The sequence below is a fragment of the Citrobacter sp. Ce119 genome (assembly GCF_030334525.1).
In the GTDB taxonomy this organism is placed as follows: domain Bacteria; phylum Pseudomonadota; class Gammaproteobacteria; order Enterobacterales; family Enterobacteriaceae; genus Citrobacter; species Citrobacter europaeus.
The window spans coordinates 16,129-41,932 of the sequence record NZ_JAOWDR010000057.1; the positions used below are offsets into that span (position 1 = coordinate 16,129).

Sequence of the window (25,804 nt, forward strand, 5' to 3'; positions counted from 1 at the left end):
TTTGTCCCTTGTGGATAAAGAAAGCGGGGATTGTACCTTATGGCACGTGCGGGAGGGGAGAAAAACAAAAGGCCGGAATTTCCGGCCTTTTCGGTTAACGCACGCTTACTTTTCCTGAAGTCCGAGTTTTTTCTCCAGATAGTGGATATTGGTTCCACCGTGCTGGAAATGCTCGTCATTCATGATGCGGATCTGCAGATCAACGTTGGTTTTGATACCGTCGATGATCAGTTCCTGCAATGCGTTTTTCATACGGGCGATCGCTACGTCGCGGTTTTCGCCATAGCAGATCAGCTTACCGATCATTGAGTCATAGTACGGAGGTACAGTGTAGCCTGCGTAAATATGGGACTCCCAACGCACACCAAAGCCACCCGGCGCGTGGAAACGCGTGATTTTACCCGGGCTTGGCAGGAAGGTGTTCGGGTCTTCGGCGTTGATACGGCATTCTACCGCATGGCCTTTAACCACAACTTCGTCCTGCTTGATGGACAGCGGTTGTCCCGCTGCGATGCGCAGTTGCTCTTTGATCAGGTCAACGCCGGTGATCATTTCGGTTACTGGGTGTTCAACCTGAATACGGGTGTTCATCTCAATGAAGTAGAACTCGCCGTTTTCAAACAGGAACTCAAAAGTACCCGCCCCGCGATAGCCGATATCAACGCATGCTTTGGCGCAACGCTCGCCGATGTAGCGACGCAGTTCCGGTGTAATGCCCGGCGCTGGTGCTTCTTCGACGACTTTCTGGTGACGACGCTGCATGGAGCAGTCACGTTCTGCCAGATAAATCGCGTTACCCTGACCGTCTGCCAGCACCTGAATTTCGATGTGGCGTGGGTTTTCCAGGTACTTCTCCATGTAGACCATGTCGTTGTTGAAAGCCGCTTTCGCTTCCGCTTTGGTCATGGAGATGGATTGCGCCAGCTCGGCATCGCTGCGCACGACGCGCATACCGCGACCGCCGCCGCCGCCGGAGGCTTTGATGATAACCGGGTAGCCGATGCGTTTAGCATGAGCGCGGTTAGCGTCCATGTCATCGCCCAGCGGGCCGTCAGAGCCAGGGACTGTCGGTACGCCAGCTTTCTTCATCGCGGTGATTGCGGACACTTTGTCGCCCATCAGGCGGATAGTGTCGGCTTTCGGGCCGATGAAGATAAAGCCGGAACGCTCTACCTGCTCAGCAAAGTTGGCGTTCTCAGAAAGGAAGCCATAGCCCGGGTGAATTGCCACCGCGCCGGTGATTTCAGCAGCGCTAATGATAGCCGGGATGTTCAGATAGCTTTTTACGGACTGAGCCGGGCCAATACAAACCGTCTCATCCGCCAGCAATACGTGTTTTAAATCGCGATCCGCGCTTGAGTGCACCGCGACAGTCTTGATGCCCAGTTCTTTACAGGCACGAAGAATACGCAGGGCAATCTCACCACGGTTGGCGATAACAATTTTATCCAACATGTTCGCCTCGTTATTCGATGACGACCAGCGGCTCGTCAAATTCTACCGGTTGACCGCTTTCTACCAGAATCGCTTTAACGACACCGGATTTGTCGGCTTCGATCTGGTTCATCATTTTCATGGCTTCAACGATGCACAGGGTATCGCCCGCATTCACTTTCTGGCCGATTTCGATGAACGCTTTCGCATCCGGGCTCGGGGTGCGGTAGAACGTACCAACCATTGGGGAGCGTACGATGTGACCACTGATTTCCGCTGCTGCCGGAGCTTCCATACTTGGAGAGGCAGTTTGTGCGACAGCGTTAGACAGAGCTGGCTGCTGCATCACTGGTGCAGCATAAGCCTGTTGCATCATTGGAAAACTTGCAGCTGGCGCCGCACGGCTGATGCGTACAGATTCTTCGCCTTCAGAAATTTCCAGTTCGGAGATGCCTGATTCTTCAACCAGCTCGATCAGTTTTTTAATCTTACGAATATCCATGAGTGGGTTCCGTACTCTTTGTTTAGTGAGATTGTGACAAGCGTTTTACCGCCGTCTGTATAGCATTTTTATAACAGTGAGTGACAAGATGCCACGCATCTCAGGCGTTGCACTGGGTGCGGTTGCCATTGAGTGAGATTGCCAGACTTGTTAGTCATTGTGCGGCTATCTTCTGCCATTTTCGGGTAAAAGACAAAATATACCTTCAACATGCGAATGTCACCCTTTCCGCGCTCTAAAAACGCTACCGGGGATAGCAAAGTCGCACATTATAACTATTTCGTAGCAATTGGCAGCTAAATACTGGTCTTATCAGGGAAGATAATCAACCGTTAACATGTAAAGAAAATCGGATCGTCCGCATTTTGCAACGTACTGCACATATCGTGAAACTACCGCCACCACTGGCGAAACTTCTTGTATCGGCAGGCTAACAGCACCGCAGCAAGTGCGGCATAAATGATCGGTTGCGGGGAGATAATTTTTACCGACCACAGATAATGTATGGGTGCCAGGATCGCCACAAGATAGACGAAGTTGTGCAGATACTGCCAATTTTTACCCAGCTTTCGCTGCGCCAACTGCGTGGATGTTAATGTGAGGGCGAATAATATGACCCAACTGACAATGCCCAGCATCAAATAAGGTCGTGTGATTAATTCGCGTCCTAACAGCGCCAGATTATTAATACCCAGTTCCAGAAGCGCGTAGCTGGTTAAATGCAGCGTTGCCCAGGCGAAACACCATAGCCCTAACAGACGACGCGTGCGTATCAATAATGGCTGTTTAGCGTAGCGCGCGAGAGGAGAGACCAGCAAGGTCGCCAGTAAGAATTTCAGAGCTGTCCTACCGGTAAAGTGCTGGATATCTTTGACCGGGTCGGCGCTCAGGCCGCCGTTATTTACCGCCCAAAATAGCCAGATAAACGGCAAAAAGCCGGCAAGATGCAGGCAAACTTTCAGCCCGGTAATGTGTTTCGCAGTCAGACGCACCTAAAAATTCTCCTGCAGGTTAAGACCACGGTACAGTGATGCAACCTCATCGGCGTAACCGTTAAACAGCAGCGTGGGTTGGCGTTGAACGTCCAGAATACCGCCAGCGCCAATGAAACGCTCGGTGGCCTGGGACCAACGGGGGTGATCGACATGCGGATTCACGTTGGCATAAAACCCATATTCATTGGGGGCGGCCAGGTTCCAGGTGGTCGGCGGGCGTTCGCGGGTGAGTTTGATACTCACAATCGACTTAATGCCTTTAAATCCGTATTTCCACGGCACAATTAAACGAATGGGCGCGCCATTTTGTGGCGGGAGGGCTTTTCCATAAACCCCCACGGTAAGCAACGTGAGTGGATGCATCGCTTCGTCCAGACGCAGGCCTTCAACATAGGGATACTTCAGCCCGCCGCCAATAAAACGATCCTTTTGTCCTGGCATCTCATCCGGCGCGTAGCGCGTTTCGAACGCGACATACTTTGCGTTGCTGGTGGGTTCAACCTGTGCCAGCAGTTTATATAACGGAAAGCCAATCCACGGCACAACCATTGACCAGGCTTCCACACAACGCATCCGGTAAATCCGTTCTTCCAGCGGGAAACGGGCGGTCAGCGCATCGTGATCGAGGGTGAGTGGTTTTGCCACTTCGCCACTGATTTGCAACGTCCACGGATCGGTTTTCAGGCTACCTGCGTTGGCTGCCGGATCCGCCTTATCGAGGCCGAATTCATAGAAGTTGTTGTAGCCAGAAACTTTATCCGCTGGCGTTAAAGGAAGCGAATTTTGCCAGGCGGCGGGTTTACTGAAATCAAGTGGCTTACCTGCGGGCGCGGGCGGGCGGTCGTTCCCTTTAAACCAGCTAAGAAGGTCAGCCTGCGCAGAGTGGGGCAAGGACAATGCGGCAGCGCTGATCCCTAATGCTTTCAGTACCTGGCGACGCTGCATAAAAAAAGCCGACTCGTCAGTGACGTCGGCTTCTGTAAATGGACGTAGTTTCTTCATAACAGACTCCCGGCTTACGCGTCATAACTGACAGGGGACGCGTAGTTAATATGGCAGGGAGTCTGGAGATATGCCGCGAAATTTCGTTAATTAAGTGTAAATATCTGCGCCAGCGCCAGTTACTTCACCTTCACCAGCGTACGGCCTTGCACCTGGTTATTGATGATGGCATCGGCGAACTTCGGCGCATCCGCCAGCGTAATCTCCGTGGCGGCCTGAGCATAGAAAGATTCCGGCAGATCCTTAACCAGACGCGCCCAGGCCTCTGCCCGGCGTGCTGGCGGGGTCATCACCGAGTCCACTCCTTGCAAACGAACGTTACGCAGAATGAATGGCATCACCGTGGTTGGCAGAGCGAAACCGCCAGCCAGGCCGCAGGCGGCAACGCAGCCGCCGTAGTTCATCTGCGCCAGAACTTTTGCCAGGACTTTGTCGCCAACTGTATCAACCGCGCCAGCCCACAGCTGTTTTTCCAGCGGGCGTGATTCTGCAAACTCATCGCGACCAAGAATACGGCTGGCGCCCAGGCTCTTCAGGTAGTCGTGGGTACTTTCACGGCCCGAAACCGCCGCAACCTGATAACCCAGCTTATGCAGTAACGCAACGGCTGTGCTGCCCACGCCGCCGCTGGCGCCGGTGACGACAATTTCACCGTCTTGCGGGCGAATACCTGCATCCTCAAGCGCCATTACGCACAGCATAGCGGTAAAGCCGGCGGTGCCGATGACCATGGCTTTACGCCCATCCAGTCCTTTTGGCAGGGCAACCAGCCAGTCGCCTTTCACGCGTGCGCGTTCTGCCAGTCCACCCCAATGATTTTCACCCACGCCCCAACCGGTCAGTAACACTTCCTGACCCGCATGAAAACGGGGATCTTCGCTTGCACGCACGGTACCGGCGAAATCGATACCAGGAATCATCGGAAAATTACGAATGATTTTACCCTTGCCAGTGATAGCCAGAGCGTCTTTATAGTTCAGGCTCGACCAGTGGACATCCACCGTCACATCGCCTTCAGGTAGCTGATTTTCGTCGAGGGGTTGAACGGATGCGAGGGTTTTTCCGTCCTGCTGTTCTAAGATCAAAGCCTGCATAACCTGTCCTCAATTCGTATAGTGGATTGGAAAATTATTAATGAAGACTATACTCGCTAATCAAAACATGATGCCGATTCTGCGCAATAAATTGCCAGATATACCTGATTTGGTAGTATGCCCACACTGTTTGTATAAATGGACGGATTTTGCGTTCAGTTTTGCATTTTTGGGTCGCTATATCACTTTCATGCCCGTTTCATAACTGTCGGAGTTAACACAAGGATGCGATTAACGACGAAATTTTCAGCTTTTGTCACGCTGCTTACTGGGTTAACGATCTTCGTGACTCTGATCGGCTGCTCGCTGAGTTTCTATAACGCGATTCAATATAAGTTCACTACCCGTGTTCAGGCGGTGGCGACGGCAATTGATACGCACCTTGTTTCCCGCGATGTTGTGGCGTTAACCCCGCAAATAGATGAACTGATGGTTTCTGCTGATATCGTGCGCGTTGAACTGCTACAGGGCGAAAACGTGGTGTATGACCACTCCCGTACCAGCAGTTATCGCCCGGCGGGGACGAACAATCTGTATCGTGACATCACCGTTCCGCTGGTCAAACATCCTGGCATGTCGCTGCGTCTGGTTTATCAGGATCCGATGGGCAACTATTTCCATTCGCTGATGACCACCGCGCCACTCACGCTGGCGATTGCTTTCATTATACTGATGCTCTTTTTGTCGGTGCGCTGGCTTCAGCGTCAACTTTCAGGTCAGGAACTGCTGGAGATTCGTTCCACGCGCATTCTGAATGGCGAACGTGGACCGAACGTGCGGGGAACAGTCTATGAATGGCCAGCGCGTACCAGTAGCGCACTCGATATGTTACTGACCGAAATTCAAAATGCCCGCGAACAACGCAGCCGCCTCGATACGCTGATTCGCTCCTATGTGGCGCAGGATACAAAAACCGGACTGAGCAACCGCCTGTTCTTTGATAACCAACTGGCAACGCTGCTGGAAGATCAGGAAAAAGTGGGATCGCATGGCGTCGTGATGATGGTGCGTCTGCCGGACTTTACTCTGCTGCGCGATAGCTGGGGAATCACCCTCGCGGAAGAACAAATTTCGACATTAATTAATTTGTTGTCGACTTTCATGACGCGCTATCCGGGCGCGTTGCTGGCACGCTACCACCGTAGCGATTTTGCCATCCTGCTGCCACACCGCACGCTGAAGGAGGCGGAAAGCATCGCCGGGCAATTATTAAAAGCGGTAGATGCGCTTCCGGCTAATAAAATGATCGATCGTGCCGATATGGTTCATATCGGTATTTGCGTTTGCCGCAGCGGACAGTCGACGGAACAAGTAATGGATCACGCCGAAGCGGCTACGCGGAATTCGGTATTGCAGGGCGGAAACAGTTGGTCGGTCTATGATGACTCACTGCCGGAAAAAGGGCGGGGCAACGTGCGCTGGCGAACGCTGATCGAACAGATGCTCAGCCGGGGCGGACCAAGAATTTATCAAAAGCCTGCGGTAACACGCGAAGGTCGGGTACACCATCGGGAGCTGATGTGCCGGATTTTTGATGGCAGCGAAGAGGTCATCTCGGCGGAATATATGCCGATGGTGCTGCAGTTTGGCCTGGCTGAAGAGTATGACCGCCTGCAAATCAGCCGTCTGATCCTACTGTTGGGCTACTGGCCGCAGGAAAACCTGGCGATGCAGACAACGGTTGAATCGCTAATTCGCCCACGTTTTCAGCGCTGGCTACGTGATACGCTGATGCAGTGCGAAAAATCATTACGCAAACGCATAATTATTGAACTTGCGGAGGCAGATGTCTGTCAACATATCAGCCGGTTACAGCCTGTCATCAGATTGATGAATGCGCTGGGTGTGCGAATTGCCGTTACGCAGGCGGGTTTAACGCTGGTGAGCACCAGTTGGATCAAAGAGCTTAACGTTGAGTTATTGAAGCTCCATCCAAGCCTGGTGAGGAATATTGAAAAGCGGACTGAAAACCAGCTCCTGGTTCAAAGCCTGGTGGAAGCCTGTTCTGGAACACCAACGCAGGTTTACGCCACGGGCGTTCGTTCGCGTAGCGAGTGGCATACGCTGACGGAACGCGGAGTTGCGGGTGGGCAAGGGGATTTTTTTGCCGCATCACAGCCACTTGACACTAACGTGAAAAAATATTCGCAAAGATACTCGGTTTAACCTGCCGTTTAATTTGTTTTCACGTAGAATAACGCGCGCTGTGCCTTCTGGGGGTGTGCTTGTCTGCTCGCCAGGTTGTAACAGCAAACATGCAGGTGAATGACCTTTGACAGGTTGCAAACAAAAGCGAGGAATGCTGCTGATTTATTCAGCCCTGATGGACTCAGGCCGGTTTTGTAACAAAGGAAACGAACTGCACTAATTTTCACCGTAGCAGATGATTTTTGCGCCTTGTCGCTGCTGCGTGTGGTTGGTAAAGTAAGCGGATTTTGTTTTCCGCCCCAGCTTTCAGGATTATCCCTTAGTATGTTGAAAAAATTTCGTGGCATGTTTTCCAATGACCTGTCCATTGACCTGGGTACCGCGAATACCCTTATTTATGTAAAAGGACAAGGCATCGTATTGAATGAGCCTTCTGTTGTGGCCATTCGTCAGGATCGTGCCGGTTCGCCGAAAAGCGTGGCTGCAGTAGGTCATGATGCGAAGCAGATGCTGGGTCGTACACCGGGCAATATCGCTGCAATTCGCCCAATGAAAGACGGCGTTATCGCTGACTTCTTCGTGACTGAAAAAATGCTCCAGCACTTTATCAAACAAGTGCACAGCAATAGCTTCATGCGCCCAAGCCCGCGCGTACTGGTGTGTGTACCGGTTGGAGCAACTCAGGTTGAGCGCCGTGCGATCCGTGAATCCGCTCAGGGCGCAGGCGCCCGTGAAGTCTTCCTGATTGAAGAGCCGATGGCGGCTGCGATCGGTGCGGGTTTGCCAGTTTCTGAAGCAACCGGTTCTATGGTTGTGGATATCGGTGGTGGTACTACTGAAGTTGCCGTTATCTCTCTGAACGGCGTGGTTTACTCTTCTTCTGTACGTATTGGCGGCGACCGCTTCGACGAAGCGATCATTAATTATGTTCGTCGTAACTACGGTTCTCTGATCGGTGAAGCTACCGCAGAACGTATCAAACACGAGATCGGTTCCGCTTATCCGGGTGACGAAGTGCGCGAAATTGAAGTTCGCGGTCGTAACCTGGCTGAAGGTGTTCCGCGCGGCTTTACCCTGAACTCCAACGAGATTCTGGAAGCTCTGCAGGAACCGCTGACCGGTATTGTGAGCGCAGTCATGGTTGCACTGGAACAGTGCCCGCCAGAGCTGGCGTCTGACATCTCCGAACGCGGCATGGTACTGACCGGTGGCGGCGCGCTGCTGCGTAATCTTGACCGTCTGTTAATGGAAGAAACCGGTATTCCAGTTGTTGTTGCTGAAGATCCGCTGACCTGCGTGGCGCGTGGTGGCGGCAAGGCACTGGAAATGATCGATATGCACGGCGGCGACCTGTTCAGCGAAGAGTAATCGGATGCAGGTAGGGTAGCCAGCGGGTTACCCTTCCGCTCTGATACGAGAATACGCATAGACTATGAAGCCAATTTTTAGCCGTGGCCCGTCGCTACAGATTCGCCTTATTCTGGCGGTGCTGGTGGCGCTCGGCGTTATTATTGCCGACAGCCGCCTGGGGACGTTCAGTCAAATCCGAACGTACATGGATACCGCCGTCAGTCCTTTCTACTTTATCTCAAATGGTCCCCGTGAATTACTCGACGGCGTTTCGCAAACGCTGGCTTCGCGTGACCAACTCGAACTTGAAAACCGGGCGTTGCGTCAGGAACTGCTGCTGAAAAATAGCGAACTGCTGATGCTGGGGCAATATAAACAGGAGAACGCGCGTTTGCGTGAGCTGCTGGGATCGCCGCTGCGCCAGGACGAACAAAAGATGGTGACGCAGGTCATCTCAACGGTTAATGACCCTTACAGCGATCAGGTGGTTATCGACAAAGGGAGCGTTAACGGCGTCTACGAAGGTCAGCCGGTTATTAGCGACAAAGGCGTAGTCGGTCAGGTCGTTGCGGTGGCTAAACTGACCAGCCGTGTGCTGCTGATTTGCGATGCAACACATGCGTTGCCTATTCAGGTACTGCGTAACGATATTCGCGTGATCGCTGCCGGTAACGGTTGCACCGACGATCTTCAGCTCGAACACCTGCCGGCCAATACCGACATTCGCGTTGGCGATGTGCTGGTTACCTCGGGCCTGGGTGGCCGTTTCCCTGAGGGTTATCCGGTTGCTGTTGTTTCTTCCGTTAAGCTGGATACTCAGCGCGCTTATACTGTGATTCAGGCACGCCCGACCGCGGGTCTGCAACGTCTGCGCTATCTGCTGCTGTTGTGGGGCGCCGATCGTAATGGCGCAAATCCGATGACGCCAGAAGAAGTGCACCGCGTTGCCAATGAACGTCTGATGCAAATGATGCCGCAAGTTCTGCCTGCACCAGATACCATGGGGCCGCCTGCGCCAGTGCCAGCTCCCGCAACAGGCGTGACTCCAGCGCCTGCGGATACCACCTCGCCACAATCTGCTCCGCGTAAGCCGGGAGGACAGTAAGTGGCAAGCTATCGTAGCCAGGGACGTTGGGTGATTTGGCTCTCGTTCCTTATTGCACTGTTGCTGCAGGTCATGCCCTGGCCGGACGACATTCTGGTTTTCCGGCCAAACTGGGTGCTGCTCATCTTGTTGTACTGGATCCTGGCGCTGCCGCATCGCGTAAATGTGGGTACAGGGTTTGTGGTGGGTGCCATACTGGATCTCATCAGCGGCTCTACGCTTGGCGTGCGCGCATTGTCTATGAGTATCATTGCTTATCTGGTCGCGCTGAAATTCCAGCTATTCCGCAACCTCGCGCTCTGGCAGCAGGCGTTGGTGGTCATGTTGTTATCACTGGTCGTGGATATTATTGTTTTCTGGGCCGAGTTTTTAGTGATCAATGTCTCTTTCAGACCCGAAGTGTTCTGGAGTAGTGTAGTGAATGGTGTGCTTTGGCCATGGCTATTCTTACTGATGCGTAAAGTCCGTCAGCAGTTTGCGGTCCAATAAGGTTGATATGAATACTCTGTATCTTGCTTCAGGTTCTCCACGTCGTCAGGAGCTGCTCGCTCAGCTTGGTGTTACTTTTGAACGACTGGTGCCTGGGATTGAAGAGCAGCGGCACCCGCAGGAAAGCGCGCAGCAGTACGTTTCGCGTCTGGCGCGCGAAAAAGCGCAGGCTGGTGTGGCGCTGGCCCAGCGCGATTTGCCGGTATTGGGGGCGGATACCATTGTTATCCTTAATGGCGAAGTGCTGGAAAAACCCCGCGACGCCGCTCATGCCGCAGCCATGCTGCGCAAACTGTCGGGCAAAACGCATCAGGTCATGACCGCTGTGGCATTGGCCGACCGCCAGCACAGTCTGGACTGTCTGGTGGTGACGGAAGTGACGTTCAGAGCACTAACCGATGAGGACATCGCGGGCTATGTTGCCAGCGGTGAACCAATGGATAAAGCAGGTGCATACGGTATTCAAGGGTTGGGTGGCTGTTTTGTCAGGAAGATAAATGGCAGCTATCACGCCGTAGTCGGCTTACCGCTGGTAGAAACGTATGAGTTGCTGACCAATTTTAACGCACTGCGTGAGAAAAGGGATAAACATGACGGCTGAATTGTTGGTAAACGTAACGCCATCGGAAACTCGGGTGGCTTACATTGATGGCGGTATTCTGCAGGAAATTCATATTGAACGTGAGGCGCGACGCGGAATCGTAGGCAATATCTACAAAGGTCGTGTAAGTCGTGTACTTCCGGGTATGCAGGCGGCTTTTGTAGATATTGGGCTGGATAAAGCCGCATTTCTTCACGCTTCAGACATCATGCCGCACACTGAATGTGTGGCGGGTGAAGAACAAAAACAGTTCACCGTGCGCGACATATCTGAACTGGTGCGCCAGGGCCAGGATCTCATGGTGCAGGTGGTAAAAGATCCGTTGGGTACTAAGGGCGCACGTCTGACGACGGACATCACGCTTCCTTCCCGTTATCTCGTCTTTATGCCGGGTGCTTCGCATGTTGGCGTGTCCCAACGTATCGAAAGCGAAACCGAACGCGAGCGCCTTAAAAAAGTGGTAGCGGATTACTGCGATGAGCAGGGCGGATTCATTATTCGTACCGCGGCGGAAGGCGTCTGTGAAGAGGATCTGGCCTCGGATGCTGCCTACCTGAAGCGCGTCTGGACGAAAGTCATGGAGCGTAAAAAGCGCCCGCAAACGCGCTATCAGATGTATGGCGAACTGGCGCTGGCGCAGCGCGTGTTGCGTGATTTTGCCGATGCGCAGCTTGACCGGATCCGCGTCGACTCCCGCTTGACCTATGAAGCGTTACTGGAATTTACGGCGGAATATATCCCCGAAATGACCAGCAAGCTGGAACATTACAGCGGACGCCAGCCCATATTTGATCTCTTTGACGTTGAGAATGAAATCCAGCGCGCGCTGGAACGCAAAGTAGAGCTGAAGTCCGGCGGTTATCTGATCATCGATCAAACCGAAGCGATGACCACCGTCGATATCAACACCGGCGCGTTTGTTGGGCATCGTAATCTCGACGACACTATCTTTAATACTAATATTGAAGCAACGCAGGCTATCGCTCGTCAGCTGCGTCTGCGAAACCTCGGCGGCATTATCATTATCGATTTTATCGACATGAATAATGAAGATCACCGTCGCCGGGTGCTGCACTCTCTGGAACAGGCTCTGAGCAAGGATCGCGTTAAAACCAGTATCAACGGTTTTTCACAGCTGGGTCTGGTAGAGATGACGCGCAAACGCACGCGTGAAAGCGTGGAGCATGTGCTGTGCAACGAGTGTCCGACCTGCCACGGGCGTGGTACGGTGAAAACGGTGGAAACCGTATGCTATGAAATCATGCGCGAAATCGTGCGGGTACACCATGCATATGATTCCGATCGTTTCCTGGTCTATGCTTCACCGGCAGTAGCTGAGACCCTGAAAGGTGAAGAGTCACATGCGCTGGCGGAAGTCGAAATCTTTGTCGGCAAACAGGTCAAAGTACAAATTGAACCGCTGTATAACCAGGAGCAGTTCGACGTCGTTATGATGTAATCTGGCCTGGTAGACGCCAAATGGCGATACTTTGCAGGCCGGAGAAGGCGTTCACGCCGCCATCCGGCAAGACGGTTTTGTGAGTCACATTTTTTGGTAGACAAGGAGAGGCGCGTGAGGCGATTGCCGGGGATATTACTGCTCACTGGAGCCGCATTCGTTGTCATCGCAGCGCTGCTGGTCAGTGGACTGCGCCTTGCGCTACCTCATCTTGATAGCTGGCGCCCGGCGATCCTTAGCAAGATTGAATCCGCCACTGGCCTGCCCGTTTCCGCCAGCCAACTTTCCGCTAACTGGCAAAGTTTCGGTCCTATGCTTGAAGCGCGCGATATCCATGCGCAGCTGAAAGACGGTGGGGAATTTTCGGTCAAGCGCGTCACGTTAGCGCTGGATGTCTGGCAAAGCTTGCTGCACATGCGCTGGCAGTTTCGCGATCTCACCTTCTGGCAGTTACAACTGCGCACCAATACCCCCATCCAGCGCAGCGAAAGCGGTGATGGAATTGAAGCCGATCACCTCAGCGATCTCTTCCTGCGCCAGTTTGATCATTTCGATCTGCGCGACAGTCAGATTAGCTTTTTAACCCTCTCAGGCCAGCGTGCTGAACTGGCGATCCCACAGCTTACATGGCTGAACGGTAAAAACCGGCATCGCGCTGAGGGGCAGGTCAGTCTTTCCAGTCTGACCGGGCAGCACGGCGTTATGCAGGTGCGTATGGATCTGCGTGACGACAACGGACTATTGAATAACGGTCGGGTCTGGCTACAGGCCGACGACATCGACGTCAAGCCGTGGCTGAATAAATGGATGCAGGATAACGTTGCGCTGCAGACCGCGCGTTTTAGCCTGGAAGCATGGATGACGATCAGCAAAGGCGTGGTTTCCGGCGGCGATGTCTGGCTGAAAAAAGGCGGGGCAAGCTGGCTGGGTGAAAATCTTACGCACACGCTCTCCGTCGATAATCTGACGGCGCACATCAGCCATGAAGGGCCGGGCTGGCAATTCTCTATTCCCGATACCCGTATCACCATGGATGATAAACCCTGGCCGAGCGGGGCGTTAACGCTGGCCTGGATACCAGAACAGGAAGTCGGTGGTGAGAATAACAAACGCAGCGACGAGCTTCGCATTCGTGCCAGCAATCTGGATCTGGCCGGGTTAGAAGGGCTGCGTCCGATGGCATCCAGGCTATCTCCTGCGCTGGGGGATATCTGGCGAGCTACGCAGCCGAGCGGCAAGATAGATGTGCTGGCGCTGGATATCCCGTTACAGGCGACAGAAAAAACCCGCTTCCAGTCCTCGTGGACCGATCTGGCCTGGAAACAGTGGAAGCTGCTGCCAGGGGCAGAACACTTCTCCGGTACGCTTGCGGGAAGCGTTGAAGATGGGGCGCTAACCGCTTCCATGCAGCAAGCCAAAATGCCGTATGAAACCGTCTTTCGCGCACCGCTGGAAATAGAGAACGGCGTGGCGACGCTAAGCTGGCTGAAAAATGATAAAGGCTTTCAGTTAGATGGACGCAACATCGATGTTAAAGCGAAAGCGGTACGCGCGCGCGGCGGTTTTCGCTATCTGCAGCCCGCCGGTGATGAGCCATGGTTGGGCATTCTGGCAGGCATCAGCACCGACGATGGCTCTCAGGCCTGGCGTTATTTCCCGGAAAACCTGATGGGCAAAGAGCTGGTTGACTATCTCAGTGGCGCTATTCAGGGCGGCGAAGCGGATAACGCCACGCTGGTGTATGGCGGCAACCCGCATCTGTTCCCCTATCTCCATAATGAAGGGCAGTTTCAGGTCCTGGTGCCGCTTCGCAATGCGAAGTTTGCTTTCCAGCCCGACTGGCCCGCGCTGACTGACCTCAATATTGAACTGAACTTCATTAACGACGGTCTGTGGATGAAGACGGATAGCGTTAATCTGGGTGGTGTGAAGGCCAGTAATCTGACGGCCAACATCCCCGACTATGCAAAAGAAAAACTGCTGATTGATGCCGATATCAACGGGCCGGGCAAGGCGGTCGGACCTTATTTTGATGAGACGCCATTAAAGGATTCTCTCGGCGCCACGCTCGAGCAGTTGCAAATTGACGGCGATGTGAATGCTCGCTTACATCTTGATATTCCGCTGGACGGCTCGCTGGTTACCGCTAAAGGCGATGTCAACCTGCGTAATAACAGCTTGTTTATTAAACCGCTCGACAGCACGCTGAAGAATTTGAACGGCAAATTCAGCTTTATCAACGGCGATCTGCAAAGTGAGCCGATGACGGCGAACTGGTTTAATCAGCCGCTGAACGTCGACTTTTCTACGACCGAAGGAGCGAAAGCCTACCAGGTCGCCGTGAATCTACAAGGTGACTGGCAGCCAACCCACATGGGGATTTTACCGGCGCAGGTCAACGATGCGTTGAGCGGAAGCATGGCGTGGAATGGCAAAGTGGGAATCGATCTTCCGTATCATGCCGGGCCGACCTACGACATTGAGCTAAAGGGCGACCTTAAGAATGTAAGTAGTCACTTACCAGCTCCGCTGAATAAAGCTACCGGTGAGGCGTTGCCGGTGAACGTTAAGGCCAGGGGCAATCTGCGCAGCTTTGATCTGACCGGCAACGCTGGCAGTAAGAATCACTTTAACAGCCGCTGGCTACTGAATCAGAAACTGACGCTTGACCGCGCAATCTGGACGTCGGAAAGCCGCACCGTGCCCGCGTTACCCGATCAGCAAGGCATTGAGCTTAACCTTCCCCCTATGGATGGCGCGCAGTGGCTGGCGTTGTTCCAGAAAGGCGCTGCAGATAATGTTGGTACCAACGCCAACTTCCCTCAACGGATCACGGTGCGGACGCCATCGTTATCCCTGGGTGGTCAGCAGTGGAATAATTTGAGTATCGTCTCTGAGCCTGCGAGCAACGGTTCCATCGTGCAGGCGCAGGGTCGTGAAATTAACGCCACGCTGGCGATGCGCAATAATGCGCCGTGGCTGGCCAATATTAAGTATCTTTATTACAACCCAAGCGCGGCAAAACCGTCACCGAATAGCACGCCTGCCTCGCCGTTCTCCGCCATCGACAACGTCAGCTTCCGTGGCTGGCCGGACCTTCAGCTACGCTGTGCAGAATGCTGGATGTGGGGACAGAAATACGGGCGCATTGACGCCGATGTAGCGATTAAAGGCGACACGCTCACCTTGAATAACGGTCTGTTGGATACCGGTTTTGCCAGACTGACCACCGACGGCGTATGGGTGAATACGCCGGGCAAGGAGCGGACGTCGCTGAAAGGTAAACTGAGCGGCAGTAAAATTGACTCCGCGGCCGGCTTCTTTGGCGTATCAACGCCGATTCGCAATTCTTCGTTCAACGTGGAGTACGATCTGCACTGGCGTAACCCGCCGTGGGATCCAGATGAAGCATCGCTGAATGGCATTTTGCGTGCCCGGTTGGGCAAAGGTGAGATAACCGAACTCAGCACCGGGCATGCGGGGCAGCTATTACGCCTGCTTAGCTTTGATGCGTTGCTGCGTAAACTGCGTTTTGATTTCAGCGACACCTTCAGTGAAGGCTTCTATTTCGACTCGATTCGCAGCACGGCGTGGATCAAAGATGGCGTGATGCATACCGATGACACGCTGGTGGACGGTCTGGAAGCCGACATTGCGATGAAAGGCTCAGTGAACCTGGTGCGCCGGGAACTGGATATGGAAGCCATCGTCGCACCAGAAATCTCAGCTACCGTAGGGGTTGCCGCCGCGTTTGCCGTCAACCCGATTGTGGGTGCGGCGGTGTTTGCCGCCAGTAAGGTTCTGGGACCGCTGTGGAGCAAAGTCTCGATTCTGCGTTATCGCATCACCGGTCCGGTCGATAAGCCGCAGATTAACGAAGTTCTGCGTCAGCCGCGCAAAGAAAGCCAGCAATGATTTGACGGGGGCGAGTAATTGCCCCAATCTCAGTACAGTGATCTTCTACCGCAGTCCGTAGGCCGGAAAAGGCGTTCACGCCGCCATCCGGCATTGAAGTGCCTGATGGCGACGCTGGCGCGTCTTATCAGGCCTACAACAGAAACTAATGAGTACCAAAACGATGAGTCTGAACCTGGTAAGTGAACAATTGCTAGCGGCGAATGGCCTGAAACATCAGGATCTGTTTGCCATTCTGGGCCAACTGGCCGAACGCCGTCTTGATTACGGCGATCTCTATTTTCAGTCGAGCTATCACGAATCCTGGGTTTTAGAAGACCGCATCATTAAAGACGGTTCTTACAATATCGATCAGGGCGTTGGCGTGCGCGCCATCAGCGGCGAAAAAACAGGGTTTGCTTATGCAGACCAGATTAGCCTGCTGGCGCTGGAGCAAAGCGCCCATGCCGCGCGAACTATCGTTCGTGATAACGGTGACGGCAAAGTAAAAACGCTGGGGGCGGTAGAGCATCAGGCTCTTTACACCTCGGTTGATCCGTTACAGAGCATGAGCCGTGAAGAGAAACTGGATATTCTGCGCCGCGTAGACAGCGTGGCCCGCGCCGCCGACAAACGCGTCCAGGAAGTGACCGCCAGCCTGACCGGTGTTTATGAACTGATCCTGGTGGCAGCGACTGACGGTACGCTGGCCGCTGACGTCCGCCCGCTGGTACGCCTGTCCGTAAGCGTACAGGTCGAAGAGGATGGTAAGCGTGAGCGCGGCGCCAGCGGCGGCGGTGGTCGTTTTGGCTATGACTATTTCCTTGGTGACCTTGATGGTGAGGTTCGTGCCGACGCGTGGGCAAAAGAGGCCGTACGCATGGCGTTAGTCAATCTGTCTGCAGTTGCAGCCCCTGCGGGTACGTTGCCGGTGGTACTCGGCGCTGGCTGGCCTGGCGTTTTGCTGCATGAAGCGGTCGGTCATGGTCTGGAAGGTGACTTTAACCGTCGTGGCACCTCGGTATTCAGCGGTCATATGGGTGAGCTGGTAGCGTCAGAACTGTGTACCGTTGTGGATGATGGCACAATGGCGGATCGTCGTGGTTCCGTAGCTATCGATGACGAAGGTACGCCGGGTCAGTACAACGTGCTGATCGAAAACGGCATTCTGAAAGGCTACATGCAAGACAAACTGAATGCGCGTCTGATGGGCGTGGCGCCAACGGGTAATGGTCGCCGTGAATCTTACGCGCACCTGCCGATGCCGCGCATGACCAACACCTATATGCTGCCGGGGAAATCCACGCCGCAGGAAATCATCGAATCCGTTGAATACGGTATTTATGCGCCTAACTTCGGCGGCGGCCAGGTGGATATCACCTCCGGGAAATTCGTATTCTCGACGTCCGAAGCGTATCTGATTGAAAACGGTAAAGTGACCAAACCGGTGAAAGGCGCAACGCTGATTGGCTCCGGTATCGAAGCGATGCAGCAAATTTCGATGGTGGGTAACGACCTGAAACTGGATAACGGGGTTGGCGTTTGCGGTAAAGAAGGGCAGAGCCTGCCGGTGGGCGTGGGCCAGCCGACGCTGAAGGTGGATAACCTGACTGTAGGTGGCACCGCCTGAACTGAAAGGGTATAAAAATGGCGCTACTCTTGGGTAGCGCCATTTTTTTAGCGTATATTGCCCAGCGGAATTTCAGGGTCTGGTTCGTGAGTGATGCGGTTACGCAAATCACGACGAATAATTTCGATCGACCAGAACCAGATAAGATGTCCTGCGATTTCAGATACGTGCTCGTACCACGGCAGTTCAAAGAGCGGAGGCGTCAGCCCCATCAGCGGGAACGAGATCATATGGACAAAAAGCTGAGCTAACGCGCCAGCCAGCAAACCCTGCCAAAGCTTAATTTTAGGGAAGACTTCTGCAACGATGCAATAACCTACGGCAAAGACGATAGAGAAAATAATATGCGTCACGCCAACCCAGTTAAATATATGCCCGGCAAATGTATATACAGAGGCGTTAGGATCGATAACGCCCAACCAGTCGCGTAAAAATATATAGGGAGGATTTAAGAAGTTGCGTGAGCAATCAATCTGGCTGGCCGCTCTTATTAGTTGTTCCGGTCCGCATGCGCCGGTGAATAAATCAGTAGGGCTGCGTGGAGGAAGGGGAACCTCTGCTCCCCATTTGACGAAAGAGGAGACGATCCCTGCAATCAAGCCAATAAACGCGGCGAGCCCGTAGCGCCTGCGCGAAGGTTGTGTTTGTTCAAATAGATTCATTTCTGATCCTTGCTTTAAGACATCCTGAAAAATATATTATTATTCATGCTGCTAACAATAAAATAACTGCCTGAATGTCAGGCCACTTACACGGTAAATGGTGAGTGGCGGTGGTGTCAATTATCTATTTTTGATAGGGTGCTGGAGTGAATTCTGAATTGTCAGAGGACAATCCAGGAAATATTCATGAGAAATATTCTTCTCGGGATGTTTTAATTATTCCTTTCGTCATCCTCGGACGCCCTGAAAAACGCCGACCACATCGACAAAATAATCCGACAGGTAGTTAATCACCACCTGGACCTTGAGCGGCAGTTTGTCTTTTTCGGTATACAGCGCATAGACCGGACGCGGATCCGACTGATAGCGGGGAAGCAGGATCTCCACTTCGCCACGATTGATCTCATTGATCACCCACATCAACGGCACATAGGCGATGCCCGCGCCTGCGGCCAGCCAGCGAACCAGCGTCATCGGATCGTTAGTCACGAATCGCCCCTCTGGGATCAGCCGGGTAGAGATCCCCTCCGGAGCAATAAGCTCGAACTCATTATCCGGGCGCACGCTGTACTCCAGCCACGAGTGGTTGCTGAGATCGGCGGGCTTCTCCGGGACGCCAAACTGCGCGAGATAGCTTTTAGCGGCGCAGACCACCATCGGCATAGCACCCAGGCGACGTGAAAACAGGCTGGAGTCCTGCAACGCGCCGACGCGAATAACCACGTCCAGACCATCGGCGATTAAATCCGGTGCCGGGATGCCGGTTACCAGATTTACGGTCAATCCTGGATACTCTTTCAGCATCTTTGAGGTCAACCCAGCGAGGACATTTTGTGCCATGGTTGAAGAACAGCCAATGCGCAGGGTGCCGATGGGGGTGTTGTTAAAGGCATAAAGCTGCTCGTGAACATCCTGTGCTTCGTGCAGCATTCGGCGGCAGCCCTGATAATAAATTTTTCCAGCTTCGGTTAGCCCAATGCTGCGTGTGCTGCGGTTTAGCAGCTTGACCTGTAGCTCATCTTCCAGTTTAGAGACCGTCTGGCTTATCGATGATACGCTCATTTGTAGCTGTCTTGCGGCGGCGGTGAAGGAGCCCAGTTCGACAACTTTGGCAAACACCGACATACGTTTTAATCGTTCCATTGTTCACTCTGGCTTAAAAGTGATTTAGATCACATAATATAGATAACAGCATAACAGTTACGTTAATATATTATTATTCAAATAACAGCTATGTCGCTCTCGCCTGGCTCATCCTTGCCCTTCTCTGCGGTGACATACGCTAGAAAATCTATCATCTGCACTCTCTTAAGCTACCAAGGTCAACATGAGTCTGTTTCCCGTTATCGTGGTGTTTGGTCTGTCCTTCCCACCGATTTTTTTCGAATTACTTTTGTCACTGGCGATTTTCTGGCTGGTGCGCCGGGTACTGGTTCCGACTGGCATCTATGATTTTGTCTGGCATCCGGCTCTGTTTAACACCGCGCTGTATTGCTGTCTGTTCTATTTAATAACGCGCCTGTTCGTTTGAGGTTGAAGTGAAAACACTAACAAAAAAACTCTCCCGTACGGCCACGACTCTCGTACTGGTCATTCTGGCCTTCATTGCCATTTTCCGCGCATGGGTGTTCTACACCGAGTCGCCGTGGACGCGTGACGCCCGATTCAGCGCCGATGTCGTTGCCATTGCGCCGGACGTGGCGGGTCTTATTACCAACGTTAACATCCATGATAACCAACTGGTGAAAAAGGATCAGATCCTGTTCACTATCGATCAGCCTCGTTATAAAAAAGCCCTTGAGCAGGCTGAAGCTGATGTCTCTTATTACCAGGTTCTGGCGCAGGAAAAACGCCAGGAGGCCAGTCGTCGTAACCGGCTGGGCGTACAGGCCATGTCTCGTGAAGAGATTGACCAGTCAAACAACGTCCTGCAAACCGTATTACACCAGCTTGCGAAGGCGCAGGCGACCCGCGATCTGGCAAAATTAGATCTGGAACGTACCGTGATTCGCGCGCCAGCAGATGGCTGGGTGACTAACCTGAACGTCTATAGCGGCGAATTTATTACGCGTGGCTCCACGGCGGTGGCGTTGGTCAAACAGCATTCTTTCTATGTGCTGGCCTATATGGAAGAAACCAAACTGGAAGGCGTTCGCCCTGGATATCGCGCCGAGATCACCCCGCTTGGCAGTAATAATGTACTGAAGGGCACTGTTGATAGCGTTGCGGCTGGCGTAACGAATGCCAGCAGTACGCGGGATGCAAAGGGTATGGCAACCATTGATTCCAATCTTGAATGGGTGCGTCTGGCACAGCGTGTGCCGGTGCGAATTCGTCTTGATGAGCAGCAGGGAACCCTGTGGCCTGCCGGGACTACGGCTACCGTCGTTATTACCGGCAAGCGGGATCGCGATGCAAGCCAGGAATCCTTCTTCCGTAAAATGGCGCACCGCCTGCGCGAGTTTGGTTAATCGCGATGGGTATTTTCTCCATTGCCAACCAGCATATCCGCTTTGCGGTAAAACTGGCGTGCGCGATTGTACTGGCGCTGTTCGTTGGTTTTCACTTCCAACTTGAGACCCCGCGCTGGGCGGTGCTGACCGCAGCCATTGTGGCGGCGGGCCCGGCTTTTGCCGCCGGCGGAGAACCTTATTCAGGCGCTATCCGCTATCGCGGCATGCTGCGTATTGTCGGGACATTTATTGGCTGTATTGCCGCACTGATCATTATCATCAGCATGATCCGCGCCCCGTTATTGATGATCCTGGTGTGTTGTATCTGGGCCGGGTTTTGTACCTGGATCTCATCGCTAGTGAAGATCGAAAACTCCTACGCATGGGGGCTTTCGGGCTATACGGCGTTGATCATCGTCATTACCATCCAGGCTGAACCGCTGCTGACGCCACAGTTTGCGCTCGAACGCTGTAGTGAAATTGTGATGGGGATTGTCTGCGCCATTGTGGCCGATCTGCTCTTTTCGCCCCGTTCGGTGAAACAAGAGATTGATGTTGAACTGGATAGTCTGCTGGTGGCGCAGTATCAGCTTATGCAGTTGTGCATAAAGCATGGCGACAGTGAGGAAGTTGACAAAGCGTGGGGCGATTTAGTCCGGCGTACGGCGGCGCTGGAAGGTATGCGCAGTAATCTGAACATGGAGTCTTCACGCTGGGTGCGCGCTAACCGCAGACTGAAAGCATTGAACACGCTGTCGCTCACGCTTATCACGCAGTCCTGCGAAACCTATCTTATTCAGAACACCCGACCGGAACTGATCACTGACACCTTCCGCGAGTTGTTCGATACACCGGTTGAAACGGTGCAGGATGTCCATAAACAGCTGAAGCGGATGCGTCGTGTGATTGCCTGGACCGGCGAGCGCGAAACGCCGGTTACGATATATAGTTGGGCAGGCGCTGCGACGCGCTACCTGCTGCTCAAACGCGGTGTGGTGAGTAATACCAAGATTAGCGCTACGGAAGAAGAGATCCTGCAAGGCGAGCCGGTGGTGAAAGTGGAGTCTGCCGAGCGCCATCATGCAATGGTCAACTTCTGGCGCACCACGCTTTCTTGTGTGCTGGGAACCTTATTCTGGCTGTGGACCGGCTGGACCTCTGGCAGCGGCGCAATGGTGATGATTGCGGTTGTCACCTCGCTGGCAATGCGTTTGCCCAACCCACGCATGGTGGCGATAGACTTTATTTACGGTACGTTGGCGGCGTTACCGCTTGGGGCGCTCTATTTCCTGGTGATCATCCCCAATACGCAGCAAAGTATGCTGTTACTGTGCCTGAGCCTGGCGGTGCTGGGATTCTTTCTGGGGATTGAGGTACAGAAACGACGACTGGGTTCGATGGGAGCGCTGGCCAGCACCATTAATATCATTGTGCTGGATAACCCGATGACCTTCCACTTTAGCCAGTTCCTTGACAGTGCGTTGGGGCAGATTGTTGGCTGTGTGCTGGCGTTTATTGTCATTATGTTGGTGCGCGATAACTCTCGTGACAGAACGGGGCGTGTGTTGCTCAACCAGTTTGTCTCGGCGGCGGTTTCAGCAATGACCACCAACGTGGTACGTCGTAAAGAAAACCACCTCCCGGCGCTTTATCAGCAGCTGTTTTTACTGATGAACAAATTTCCTGGCGATCTGCCGAAGTTTCGCCTGGCGCTGACAATGATCATCGCACATCAGCGCCTGCGCGATGCGCCGGTACCGGTGAACGAGGATTTATCCGCATTCCACCGCCAGCTTCGCCGTACTGCCGATCGCGTGATTTCCGCAGGAAACGACGACAAGCGCCGACGCTATTTTAGCCAGTTGCTGGAGGAGCTTGATATCTACCAGGAAAAATTAATCATCTGGCAAGCTCCACCGCAGGTGACCGAACCGGTAAAACGGCTCAGTGGGATGCTGCATAAATACCAGCATGCGCTGGTCAGTAATTAAGAGTTGAAAACCGACGCTAAAAGCGTCGGTTTTTTTATGGCTATACTTAGCTGAAAATACGAGAGACCCCTGTATATGGGCGGTCTGTAGAGTGGCTGGCGTCGGGATGGTGGCTATAGATGAACATCTATACATTTGATTTTGACGAGATAGAAGACCAGGGTGATTTCTATCGCGAGTTTACGCGCACGTTCGGTCTCGCCCGGGAAAAGGTGGTTGATTTAGATTCTCTGTGGGAGGTGGTTATCGGGGAAGTTTTACCGCTGCCGCTGGAGATTGAATTTGTCCATTTACCGGACAAGCTGCGCAGGCGATACGGCGCGCTGATTTTACTGTTCGATGAAGCGGAAGAAGAGCTGGAAGGACAGCTGCGCTTTAACGTTCGCCACTCAACGTAAGGCATAAAAAAGCCCCCGGCAGGCGGGGGCAAGTCGTCGGACTTAGACGACGAGGGTTTATTTGTAGAGTTCTGCAGTTGCGTGCCAGTGAGCGCCTTCACGGAGTTCGGTGACGCGATAGCTGCTGGCGCCCGCTTTTTCAGCTTTAGCGGCGATGGCCTGACGCATATCCATTGGTGAGCTACCGATCTGAGATACGGAGATGCTGCCCATGGATTGCAGGTTCTGTGCTTCTTGTGAGTTCACCTGAGTAACCGCGGCGCTTGCGCCGAAAGAGAGAACAGAAAGAAGGCTTAAGGTTGCAATAGTAGTTTTGATTTTCATGATATTTACCTCGTCGAATTCTTTTATAGGGGTCTGCGTTTCGTGACCCTCATCACAAAATCAAGTATACACTAATCACGCGATAAATTAATACCACGCTAATTGTTTCCCGGCGTATTAAGTGTTAAGAAAAATATTTTTTATAACAAAATGGAATTAAAAAGAGAGTTATAAACGCCGATTGTTGAGTAAATGCAATAAAATCATGTAGATATAAAATTTTGCAAAATGTGCGCTTTTGAACATGCACATTCACTGCGTGAATGACTTTTGACGGTTAAACGCACCATTTGTTAAATGAATGACAGTGGAAAGTAGAGGGAGGAGGGAGAAATCAGAGGTTTTTCCCCGCCGCGAAGCGACGGGGAGGAGACATTACAGCTCTTGTTCGAACAGTTCCAGAATGGCTTCGTACAAATCTTTTACCGTAAAGCCCTTAGCTGGGGTGGTGAAGATGGTATCGTCACCGGCAATCGTACCCAGAATACCTTCCGCTTTACCCAATGAATCCAGCAGACGTGCGATCAACTGAGCAGCGCCAGGGCTGGTATGAATAACCACGACCGCATCGTTATAGTCGATATCCAGTACCAGATTTTTCAGCGGGCTGGAGGTAGTAGGTACTCCTAACTCTGCCGGCAGGCAGTACACCATTTCCATTTTCGCATTGCGGGTACGCACGGCGCCAAACTTGGTCAGCATGCGAGAAACCTTGGACTGATTGATATTATCAAAGCCCTGATCCTGCAACGCGAGGACGATTTCGCCCTGAGAGCTGAACTTTTCTTCTTTAAGCAGCGCTTTAAACGCCTTTACTAATTCTTCTTGTTTTGCCGAGCTTCGCATAAGTCACCCGTAATATGGCGGTAGAAACAACATTATTGTGCATACAGATGAATTTTTATGCAAACAGTCTGCCTTGTTCAAGGCTGAAATAATGTTATGAAAGAGCGGAATTTTATCAAATTTCGTTATCAAGAAACATGCCTGTGTCACGGCTCGCAAATAAGCTTAAAAGTAAATTAAATGTTATCAAATTGATGTTGTTTTGAGAGGTGGGTAGGGTATATTGTCAGCACCTGTTGGAAAGTTGCTCTACTGTGCGGGTGGTTTTGAATTACGTAACTTAGGTTTTATTTTACGTAAGTTAAATGCATAAAAGCCAAATTTGCGTGACTACGCATTCTTGACGCGTGGTTGTTGTATTCGTTGGATTTGTGAATTAAGGTCGCCGCCGCGGAGCAATAGACACTTTGCTTATCAATATAATAAGGAGTTTAGGATGAAAGTTGCAGTCCTCGGCGCTGCTGGTGGTATCGGTCAGGCGCTAGCATTACTGTTAAAAACCCAACTGCCTTCAGGTTCAGAACTCTCCCTGTACGACATCGCTCCAGTAACGCCTGGTGTGGCCGTTGATTTGAGCCATATCCCTACTGCTGTGAAAATCAAAGGCTTCAGCGGTGAAGACGCTACCCCTGCACTGGAAGGTGCTGATGTGGTACTGATCTCTGCGGGTGTCGCACGTAAACCGGGTATGGATCGTTCCGACCTGTTCAACGTCAACGCGGGTATCGTGAAGAACCTGGTGCAGCAGGTTGCTAAAACCTGTCCGAAAGCGTGTATCGGTATCATCACCAACCCGGTGAACACGACCGTCGCTATCGCTGCAGAAGTGCTGAAAAAAGCAGGCGTATACGATAAGAACAAACTGTTTGGCGTGACCACGCTGGACATCATCCGCTCCAACACCTTTGTTGCGGAACTGAAAGGCAAGCAGCCTGGCGACGTTGAAGTCCCGGTTATTGGCGGCCACTCTGGCGTGACCATTCTGCCGCTGCTGTCACAAATTCCTGGCGTAAGCTTCACCGAGCAAGAAGCCGCTGACCTGACCAAACGTATCCAGAATGCGGGTACTGAAGTTGTGGAAGCTAAAGCTGGTGGCGGATCTGCAACCCTGTCTATGGGTCAGGCTGCAGCTCGTTTCGGCCTGTCACTGGTTCGCGCACTGAGCGGCGAAAAAGGCGTGGTTGAATGTGCTTACGTTGAAGGCGACGGTCAGTATGCTCGCTTCTTCTCTCAGCCGCTGCTGCTGGGCAAAAACGGCGTAGAAGAACGTCAGTCTATCGGCAAGCTGAGCGCGTTTGAACAAGCTGCGCTGGAAGGTATGCTGGATACGCTGAAGAAAGATATCACTCTGGGCGAAGAGTTCGTTAAGTAACGAACGGCCAGAAAATAAAAAACCGGAGCCTGGCTCCGGTTTTTTTATGCACCAC

22 protein-coding genes are annotated in these 25,804 nt (G+C 52.8%); 13 read left to right on the forward strand and 9 right to left on the reverse strand.

Going from position 1 to position 25,804, the window contains the following annotated elements; translation table 11 throughout:
* Positions 1 to 105 precede the first annotated feature (105 nt).
* The 5 genes from accC to acuI form a co-directional block, all read right to left on the reverse strand.
* Positions 106 to 1,455 (reverse strand): acetyl-CoA carboxylase biotin carboxylase subunit, encoded by a 1,350-nt coding sequence (accC, locus tag OGV80_RS15735; protein WP_043017829.1) that lies wholly within the window; start codon positions 1,453 to 1,455, stop codon positions 106 to 108.
* 10 nt (positions 1,456 to 1,465) lie between these two features.
* A complete protein-coding gene (accB, locus tag OGV80_RS15740; protein ID WP_003025210.1) occupies positions 1,466 to 1,936 on the reverse strand; it encodes an acetyl-CoA carboxylase biotin carboxyl carrier protein in 471 nt (156 codons plus the stop codon).
* Positions 1,937 to 2,328: 392 nt separating this feature from the next.
* Positions 2,329 to 2,928: a protein-methionine-sulfoxide reductase heme-binding subunit MsrQ gene (gene msrQ, locus OGV80_RS15745; RefSeq protein ID WP_043017828.1), complete on the reverse strand. Its 600-nt coding sequence runs from the start codon at positions 2,926 to 2,928 to the stop codon at positions 2,329 to 2,331.
* Positions 2,929 to 3,933, reverse strand: a complete 1,005-nt coding sequence (gene msrP, locus OGV80_RS15750) for a protein-methionine-sulfoxide reductase catalytic subunit MsrP (RefSeq protein ID WP_043017827.1) — start codon at positions 3,931 to 3,933, stop codon at positions 2,929 to 2,931. It abuts the gene before it with no gap.
* Between the two features lie 119 nt (positions 3,934 to 4,052).
* Positions 4,053 to 5,027 carry an acrylyl-CoA reductase (NADPH) gene (acuI, locus tag OGV80_RS15755; RefSeq protein ID WP_043017826.1) on the reverse strand — a complete coding sequence of 325 codons (975 nt, stop codon included), beginning with the start codon at positions 5,025 to 5,027 and terminating at the stop codon, positions 4,053 to 4,055.
* Positions 5,028 to 5,252: 225 nt separating this feature from the next.
* Here acuI and csrD point away from each other — a divergent pair, with 225 nt between their 5' ends.
* The 8 genes from csrD to tldD all read left to right on the forward strand — a co-directional run bounded on the left by csrD (position 5,253) and on the right by tldD (position 17,703).
* Positions 5,253 to 7,193 carry an RNase E specificity factor CsrD gene (csrD, locus tag OGV80_RS15760; RefSeq protein WP_043017825.1) on the forward strand — a complete coding sequence of 647 codons (1,941 nt, stop codon included), beginning with the start codon at positions 5,253 to 5,255 and terminating at the stop codon, positions 7,191 to 7,193.
* A 306-nt stretch (positions 7,194 to 7,499) separates the two neighbouring features.
* Entirely contained in the window at positions 7,500 to 8,543 is a 1,044-nt protein-coding gene (gene mreB / locus OGV80_RS15765) for a rod shape-determining protein MreB (protein ID WP_000913396.1), read from the forward strand.
* Between the two features lie 64 nt (positions 8,544 to 8,607).
* The gene (gene mreC / locus OGV80_RS15770) at positions 8,608 to 9,630 is read left to right on the forward strand and encodes a rod shape-determining protein MreC (RefSeq protein WP_286515284.1); all 1,023 of its coding nucleotides are present in this window, start codon (positions 8,608 to 8,610) and stop codon (positions 9,628 to 9,630) included.
* The gene (gene mreD / locus OGV80_RS15775; RefSeq protein WP_003025196.1) at positions 9,631 to 10,119 is read left to right on the forward strand and encodes a rod shape-determining protein MreD; all 489 of its coding nucleotides are present in this window, start codon (positions 9,631 to 9,633) and stop codon (positions 10,117 to 10,119) included.
* Between the two features lie 7 nt (positions 10,120 to 10,126).
* Positions 10,127 to 10,720, forward strand: a complete 594-nt coding sequence (locus OGV80_RS15780) for a Maf family protein (RefSeq protein ID WP_087051115.1) — start codon at positions 10,127 to 10,129, stop codon at positions 10,718 to 10,720.
* Positions 10,710 to 12,179 carry a ribonuclease G gene (gene rng, locus OGV80_RS15785; protein ID WP_003025190.1) on the forward strand — a complete coding sequence of 490 codons (1,470 nt, stop codon included), beginning with the start codon at positions 10,710 to 10,712 and terminating at the stop codon, positions 12,177 to 12,179. The genes OGV80_RS15780 and rng overlap by 11 nt, the downstream gene beginning before the upstream one ends.
* Before the next feature lie 114 nt (positions 12,180 to 12,293).
* The gene (gene yhdP, locus OGV80_RS15790; RefSeq protein WP_286515286.1) at positions 12,294 to 16,094 is read left to right on the forward strand and encodes an AsmA2 domain-containing protein YhdP; all 3,801 of its coding nucleotides are present in this window, start codon (positions 12,294 to 12,296) and stop codon (positions 16,092 to 16,094) included.
* A 163-nt stretch (positions 16,095 to 16,257) separates the two neighbouring features.
* On the forward strand, positions 16,258 to 17,703 hold the full coding sequence (tldD, locus tag OGV80_RS15795; RefSeq protein ID WP_003828819.1) for a metalloprotease TldD: 1,446 nt from the start codon (positions 16,258 to 16,260) through the stop codon (positions 17,701 to 17,703).
* A gap of 47 nt (positions 17,704 to 17,750) precedes the next feature.
* On the opposite strand, the gene OGV80_RS15800 is transcribed toward tldD, so the two are convergent.
* Both OGV80_RS15800 and aaeR read right to left on the reverse strand, forming a co-directional pair.
* Entirely contained in the window at positions 17,751 to 18,365 is a 615-nt protein-coding gene (locus OGV80_RS15800; protein WP_286515288.1) for a YagU family protein, read from the reverse strand.
* 228 nt (positions 18,366 to 18,593) lie between these two features.
* Positions 18,594 to 19,508, reverse strand: coding sequence for an HTH-type transcriptional activator AaeR (aaeR, locus tag OGV80_RS15805; RefSeq protein ID WP_043017820.1), 915 nt, complete (start codon positions 19,506 to 19,508; stop codon positions 18,594 to 18,596).
* A gap of 184 nt (positions 19,509 to 19,692) precedes the next feature.
* On the opposite strand from aaeR, the gene aaeX reads away from it, so the two are divergent.
* The 4 genes from aaeX to OGV80_RS15825 all read left to right on the forward strand — a co-directional run bounded on the left by aaeX (position 19,693) and on the right by OGV80_RS15825 (position 23,207).
* Positions 19,693 to 19,896, forward strand: coding sequence for a p-hydroxybenzoic acid efflux pump operon protein AaeX (gene aaeX / locus OGV80_RS15810; protein ID WP_003025177.1), 204 nt, complete (start codon positions 19,693 to 19,695; stop codon positions 19,894 to 19,896).
* Positions 19,897 to 19,903: 7 nt separating this feature from the next.
* Entirely contained in the window at positions 19,904 to 20,836 is a 933-nt protein-coding gene (gene aaeA / locus OGV80_RS15815) for a p-hydroxybenzoic acid efflux pump subunit AaeA (RefSeq protein WP_043017819.1), read from the forward strand.
* 5 nt (positions 20,837 to 20,841) lie between these two features.
* A complete protein-coding gene (aaeB, locus tag OGV80_RS15820; protein ID WP_043017818.1) occupies positions 20,842 to 22,809 on the forward strand; it encodes a p-hydroxybenzoic acid efflux pump subunit AaeB in 1,968 nt (655 codons plus the stop codon).
* A gap of 119 nt (positions 22,810 to 22,928) precedes the next feature.
* Positions 22,929 to 23,207, forward strand: a complete 279-nt coding sequence (locus OGV80_RS15825; protein WP_043017817.1) for a barstar family protein — start codon at positions 22,929 to 22,931, stop codon at positions 23,205 to 23,207.
* A gap of 57 nt (positions 23,208 to 23,264) precedes the next feature.
* Here the strand turns inward: OGV80_RS15825 and yhcN are convergent, their stop codons facing one another.
* Both yhcN and argR read right to left on the reverse strand, forming a co-directional pair.
* Positions 23,265 to 23,531 (reverse strand): peroxide/acid stress response protein YhcN, encoded by a 267-nt coding sequence (gene yhcN / locus OGV80_RS15830; protein WP_003025165.1) that lies wholly within the window; start codon positions 23,529 to 23,531, stop codon positions 23,265 to 23,267.
* A gap of 375 nt (positions 23,532 to 23,906) precedes the next feature.
* Positions 23,907 to 24,377 (reverse strand): transcriptional regulator ArgR, encoded by a 471-nt coding sequence (gene argR / locus OGV80_RS15835; protein ID WP_003025162.1) that lies wholly within the window; start codon positions 24,375 to 24,377, stop codon positions 23,907 to 23,909.
* Positions 24,378 to 24,813: 436 nt separating this feature from the next.
* Between argR and mdh the strand changes: the two genes are divergently transcribed.
* On the forward strand, positions 24,814 to 25,749 hold the full coding sequence (gene mdh, locus OGV80_RS15840) for a malate dehydrogenase (protein ID WP_003025158.1): 936 nt from the start codon (positions 24,814 to 24,816) through the stop codon (positions 25,747 to 25,749).
* Positions 25,750 to 25,804 lie beyond the last annotated feature (55 nt).

What these genes read in the sequence shown, in the direction of transcription:
- OGV80_RS15780 (WP_087051115.1), top strand. Translation starts at nt 10,127, where the DNA reads ATGAATACTCTGTATCTTGCTTCAGGTTCTCCACGTCGTCAGGAGCTG.
- OGV80_RS15800 (WP_286515288.1), bottom strand. Translation starts at nt 18,365, where the DNA reads ATGAATCTATTTGAACAAACACAACCTTCGCGCAGGCGCTACGGGCTC.
- accC (WP_043017829.1), bottom strand. Translation starts at nt 1,455, where the DNA reads ATGTTGGATAAAATTGTTATCGCCAACCGTGGTGAGATTGCCCTGCGT.
- OGV80_RS15825 (WP_043017817.1), top strand. Translation starts at nt 22,929, where the DNA reads ATGAACATCTATACATTTGATTTTGACGAGATAGAAGACCAGGGTGAT.
- mdh (WP_003025158.1), top strand. Translation starts at nt 24,814, where the DNA reads ATGAAAGTTGCAGTCCTCGGCGCTGCTGGTGGTATCGGTCAGGCGCTA.
- aaeR (WP_043017820.1), bottom strand. Translation starts at nt 19,508, where the DNA reads ATGGAACGATTAAAACGTATGTCGGTGTTTGCCAAAGTTGTCGAACTG.
- mreC (WP_286515284.1), top strand. Translation starts at nt 8,608, where the DNA reads ATGAAGCCAATTTTTAGCCGTGGCCCGTCGCTACAGATTCGCCTTATT.
- accB (WP_003025210.1), bottom strand. Translation starts at nt 1,936, where the DNA reads ATGGATATTCGTAAGATTAAAAAACTGATCGAGCTGGTTGAAGAATCA.
- aaeX (WP_003025177.1), top strand. Translation starts at nt 19,693, where the DNA reads ATGAGTCTGTTTCCCGTTATCGTGGTGTTTGGTCTGTCCTTCCCACCG.
- csrD (WP_043017825.1), top strand. Translation starts at nt 5,253, where the DNA reads ATGCGATTAACGACGAAATTTTCAGCTTTTGTCACGCTGCTTACTGGG.
- tldD (WP_003828819.1), top strand. Translation starts at nt 16,258, where the DNA reads ATGAGTCTGAACCTGGTAAGTGAACAATTGCTAGCGGCGAATGGCCTG.
- acuI (WP_043017826.1), bottom strand. Translation starts at nt 5,027, where the DNA reads ATGCAGGCTTTGATCTTAGAACAGCAGGACGGAAAAACCCTCGCATCC.
- msrP (WP_043017827.1), bottom strand. Translation starts at nt 3,933, where the DNA reads ATGAAGAAACTACGTCCATTTACAGAAGCCGACGTCACTGACGAGTCG.
- aaeB (WP_043017818.1), top strand. Translation starts at nt 20,842, where the DNA reads ATGGGTATTTTCTCCATTGCCAACCAGCATATCCGCTTTGCGGTAAAA.
- argR (WP_003025162.1), bottom strand. Translation starts at nt 24,377, where the DNA reads ATGCGAAGCTCGGCAAAACAAGAAGAATTAGTAAAGGCGTTTAAAGCG.
- mreB (WP_000913396.1), top strand. Translation starts at nt 7,500, where the DNA reads ATGTTGAAAAAATTTCGTGGCATGTTTTCCAATGACCTGTCCATTGAC.
- yhcN (WP_003025165.1), bottom strand. Translation starts at nt 23,531, where the DNA reads ATGAAAATCAAAACTACTATTGCAACCTTAAGCCTTCTTTCTGTTCTC.
- rng (WP_003025190.1), top strand. Translation starts at nt 10,710, where the DNA reads ATGACGGCTGAATTGTTGGTAAACGTAACGCCATCGGAAACTCGGGTG.